Below are 4,736 nucleotides of genomic sequence, written 5' to 3' on the forward strand. Positions count from 1 at the left end.
GGATGCGCCACCACCTCCTCCGGCGCCGTAAACACAATGGCGCCCGGAATGTCCATGCCAGGCACATCGGCCTCCCCGATTCCGCAGTCGAGCTCGGCAGGCAGCGGTGAGGCAGGACCGTCCGCAGCATCACAGATGATTTGTGGCACCGAAACACGCGACAACATCACACGTGCGCTGGCTCTCGCCACCCCGCCACACTCCGTCGACAGCTGGATCACACGCCAATACACCTGCAAATACCATCTGACTGATGGAGAATTCGTGATCTCGGTGCAGGAATCCTCGGACGCAGCGGCCGCCCGCAGCTACTTCGACACAATGCAAGAAACCCTTGCCCCAGTCCAACCCATTGAAGGACTCGCGAATCTCGGATTACCTGCTTACGAAACCACAGACGGCGTGGTCGTCTTTGTCAAAGACAACATGACGTTACAAGTTGACGCCAGTAAATTGACGGATAAGGTCGGGCCGCATGGCGTCACCCGAACCGCATTCTCGTATCAAGTAGCTACTGCCATCCTGGGATGCTGGACAGAACACTAATCCGGCCGCGTCGCCTTAGCCCCACGCGATGTGGCCGCGGCCAATGGCGCGACTAGGGTTCCAGCGTGCGCTGCGGGTTCGCCCTGTTCGGCTTTCATGCTCGTCGTCGGTTGGTGCTGTGTCTCTCAAACGCTGTGTATCAAAAGCCATCGGCGGCTTCAAGGGGTCGTAGCAACACCGTATGAGTGAGGTGTTGTTGATGGCGTCGAGAGTGGTGTTGAAGGATCGCGAGAACTTGTTCTGGGATCGGGTCCGCGAGGGCATGTCGGCGGCGGCCGCGTGTGAATCTATCGGAGTGAATCGCAGACAGGGATACCGGTGGATCAAGGCCGCCGGCGGGCGAATACCCGTTCCGGCCGTGGCGTCGTCGGGGCGCTACTTGGGCCAGGAGGAGCGTCTGCGTATCGCGGATCTGAGGTTGGGAGGTGCCGGCGTGCGCGCGATCGCACGGGATCTGGGGCGCTCCGCGTCGACGATCAGCCGGGAGCTGCGCCGCAATTCCCACCCAACAACGCGCAGCTACCGGCCTTACGCCGCGCAGAAGCGCTGCGTGATCAGAGCCGGCCGGCCCAAGCCGAGCAAGCTCGACGACCGGCAGCTTGCCGCTGTCGTTGAGGATCGGTTGCGGAAGAACTGGAGTCCGCAGCAGATCAGTGACGACCTCGCGGTCGTGTTCGCCGGCCAGGCCGAGCTCCAGGTCTCGCACGAGTCGATTTATCAAAGCCTCTACGTTCACGGCCGCGGTTACGTTGGAGTGCGCCTGCACCGGCACCTGCGACGGGGCCGATCCGCCCGGAAACCACGGGGCACACAGCTGAACGCGGCGGGCAAAATCCGCGACAAGGTGATGCTGAGCGAACGGCCCGAAGAGGCCAACGACCGTCTAGTAGCCGGTCATTGGGAGGGAGACCTGATCGTCGGGTCGGCCTCGGGATCGGCGATCGCGACCTTGGTTGAACGCACGACCCGGTTCGTCGTCTTGGTGCATCTGCCCAACGGCCACAACTCCACTGAACTCCACGACGGACTCATCGACGCCCTGGGACTGTTACCCAAGCCTCTGCGGCGGTCGTTGACCTGGGACCAAGGAACCGAGCTGGCCCGGCACGTGGAGATCAGCACAGCCACCGGGGTTCCGATCTTCTTCTGTGACCCGGCCTCACCCTGGCAGCGCGGCTCGAACGAGAACACCAACGGCCTACTGCGACAGTACTTTCCGAAAGGCACCGACCCCAACGCCCACAGCGCTCAACGAGCGGCCCCGCAAAACCCTCAAACGCCGCACCCCAGCCGATTTGCTCAGCGAGCTAGTCTCGAGGAAGGAATTAGGCCCTGTTGCTTCCACCGTTTGAATTCGCCCATAAGTTTCGAGACATCCGGGACGACGTCGGCGCTCGACGAGCGCACCTAGCGACGTATCGTTGTTCGTCGATTGAAAACGCCTGCGCTGCGGTGTCTTTAGTGCGGTCTGGCGACCTGCGGAATTAGCTACCGTTTCGGAAATCTGCCGGCACATTGGTGCTGTAGGTGATGTTCTTGAACTCGGCGACGCACTGGTCTCCCATGGGGGCCTGCGCAAGAAAGCCCACACGCATGGGGCCGTCGTAAGCGAGGCGGAAGACGCGCACGAAAACCCAATTGTGACCGTCGGCGGAAGAGTGGAAGGCCCAACCCAACCCGGAGCGAACAACGCGAAGGTAGACCGAGTCATCGGAGACAACTGTTGAGTTGCAGTCGTCCGAGTACTCGTTTGTCACCACAGACACGACCATGGCTTGGCCCTGAGGTGAGTATTCGAAACACAGCTTGGCCCAATGGTCGCTGTCGCCCCAGATCGCCAGGACGGCAGCGTCGAAAGTTGTTCGTTCGGTCAGGACCCGAGCGCGACCGGAGAAGGCAAAGTCTCCTGATGGGACGAATCCGAGCAAGGACGCTGCGTGTTGTTGGGGTCCGCCGAAGGCGTCGTTGGTCCAGTCAGCGCCTGCGGCAGCGGTGACGACGAGGACGCCGGTTGCAGGCGTCTCGGCAAGTGCCTGGCCGTTGACCCATTCGAGCGGAGGAACCCCCGGCACAGCTACGTTCATTGAATTCCTTCTTCCCACCTGTTAACGCCGGGTTGCGTCCAATAGCGTGGTGTAACCCCCGGCCCTGATGGGCGTGTTGCACCGATGTGAGGCGGCCACCGCGTGATTCTTGGAAAGACCGATCAAGTCTTTTCCGAAGGAGTACACGCGATGACCGCACCCCATTTTATTGACCCTGCCCGTTTCCTGTCCGAACAACTCGAGCAAGCCTCGCCGGACTTGATGCGGCAGATGCTGACCACGTTCATCAACGCGCTGATGAGCGCCGAGGCCGAAGCCGTCTGCGGCGCCGAATACGGCCAAGTCTCCGCCGACCGGGTCAACTCCCGCAACGGCTACCGGCACCGGGATTTCGACACCCGCACCGGCACCCTCGACGTCGCGATCCCGAAGCTGCGCACCGGCACCTACTTCCCGGACTGGCTCCTCGAGCGCCGCCGCCGCGCCGAGGCCGCCCTGACCAGCGTCGTGGCGACCTGCTACCTGCTCGGGGTGTCGACGAGGCGGATGGAGAAACTCGTCGAGTTCCTCGGCATCACTCGCCTCTCGAAGTCGCAGGTGTCGATCATGGCCAAGGACCTCGACGAACAGGTCGAGCAGTTCCGCACCCGACCCCTCGACGCCGGCCCTTACACGTTCGTGGCCGCCGACGCCCTGGTACTGAAGGTGCGCGAGGGCGGCCGTGTCGCCAACGTCCACGCGCTCCTCGCGACGGGCGTGAACAAGGACGGGCACCGCGAGATCCTGGGCTTGCAGGTCACCAGCGCCGAAGACGGCGCCGGCTGGCTCGGCTTCTTCCGCGACCTGACCGCCCGCGGCCTCACCGGCGTGAAACTCGTCACGAGCGACGCTCACGCCGGCCTCGTGGCCGCCATCGGGGCGACCTTGCCCGGCGCGACTTGGCAGCGCTGTCGCACCCACTACGCCGCTAACCTGATGTCCGCGACCCCGAAGTCCAGCTGGCCGTGGGTGAAGACCCTGCTCCACTTGCGTCTATGACCAGCCCGACGCGGACGCCGTCCACGCCCAGTTCGACCGGGTCCTGAACGCACTGGAGGAGAAGCTCCCCGCGGTCGCCACCCACCTCGAGGCGGCCCGGGCGGACGTGCTCGCCTTCACCGGCTTCCCGAAGGAGATCTGGCGTCAGCTCTGGTCCAACAACCCCCAGGAACGTCTCAACCGCGAGATCCGCCGCCGCACGGACGTCGTGGGGATCTTCCCCGACCGCGGCTCCCTGATCCGGCTCGTCGGCGCGGTCCTGGCCGAACAACACGACGAATGGATCGAGGGCCGCCGCTACCTCGGCCTCGACGTCCTCAGCCGCTCACGCCTCACCCTCGTCCCGACCGAGAAGGAGGAACCCGCAACCGAACTCGGCGCCCTCAGCGCCTAGAAATCCAAGAATCACGCGGCAAACGCGTTACACCACACATTTGGACTTGACCCTTCCCCCCGGGATGGGAAACCGACCTCGGGGTTGCGCTTCCTTGCCAGGGTTAGTCGTAGAGGTAGTGTTCGAGTCGGGGTACCCGCAGGAGCGCGAGGGCGCGTTTTTCAAGTTGTCTGACGCGTTCCCGAGTGACGCCTTGGAGCACGGCAATTTGTTCGAGGGTGTGCGGCTCGTCGCCGTCGAGTCCGAACCGGGCAGTTAGGATGGCCAATTCCCGGGGCGGCAGCTGATGGAGCTGAAAGTTGATATCGGCCCGGCGTAGGGTGAGGGTCGCGTATTCCTCGGGCTCAGGCAGGTCGCAGTCTTGGATGAGTTCGGAGATGTCACCCACACCGTCACCGATCGGCATGTCCAAGGAAATGGGTTCGCGGTCATAGTCGAGCAACCGGGACACTTCCTTTGCCGGGAGCTGGGTGGCAGCCACGAGATCCTTGACAGTGGGTTCCCGCCCGAGGGAACTCGCAAGGTCGCGGCGGATGCGCTTGATCTTGTTGAGCTCCTCGGCGGTGTGGACGGGGATCCGGATCAGGCGGGACTTGTCAGTTACGCCGCGGTGGATGGCTTGGCGGATCGTCCACGTGGCATAGGTTGAGAACTTGTAGCCGGTTGTGAAGTCGAACTTTTCGACCGCGCGGACGAGGCCGATGTTGCCGTCC

The 4,736-nt window shown here is 63.5% G+C and carries 4 protein-coding genes and 1 pseudogene; 3 read left to right on the forward strand and 2 right to left on the reverse strand.

The genetic code is table 11. From position 1 onward, the window contains the following. Window positions 1–546, forward strand: a 546-nt coding sequence (locus E3O67_RS00390) for a hypothetical protein (RefSeq protein ID WP_135101366.1), incomplete at its 5' end; no start/stop codon positions are given. Between the two features lie 295 nt (window positions 547–841). Further along, complete coding sequence (locus tag E3O67_RS00395) at window positions 842–1,957, forward strand: IS30 family transposase (protein WP_206750553.1); 1,116 nt, start codon at window positions 842–844, stop codon at window positions 1,955–1,957. A gap of 73 nt (window positions 1,958–2,030) precedes the next feature. Here E3O67_RS00395 and E3O67_RS00400 read toward each other — a convergent pair whose 3' ends face one another. Continuing rightward, window positions 2,031–2,630: a DUF1349 domain-containing protein gene (locus E3O67_RS00400; RefSeq protein WP_135101368.1), complete on the reverse strand. Its 600-nt coding sequence runs from the start codon at window positions 2,628–2,630 to the stop codon at window positions 2,031–2,033. A 150-nt stretch (window positions 2,631–2,780) separates the two neighbouring features. On the opposite strand from E3O67_RS00400, the pseudogene E3O67_RS00405 reads away from it, so the two are divergent. Then, a pseudogene (locus E3O67_RS00405) lies at window positions 2,781–4,023 on the forward strand (IS256 family transposase). A gap of 103 nt (window positions 4,024–4,126) precedes the next feature. Here the strand turns inward: E3O67_RS00405 and E3O67_RS00410 are convergent. Continuing rightward, window positions 4,127–4,736: RNA polymerase sigma factor RpoD/SigA (locus E3O67_RS00410; protein ID WP_135101370.1), on the reverse strand; the 610-nt coding region annotated here is incomplete at its 5' end.

Origin of the sequence: Cryobacterium sp. TMT3-29-2 (genome assembly GCF_004564305.1) — a bacterium.
Classification (GTDB): domain Bacteria; phylum Actinomycetota; class Actinomycetes; order Actinomycetales; family Microbacteriaceae; genus Cryobacterium; species Cryobacterium sinapicolor.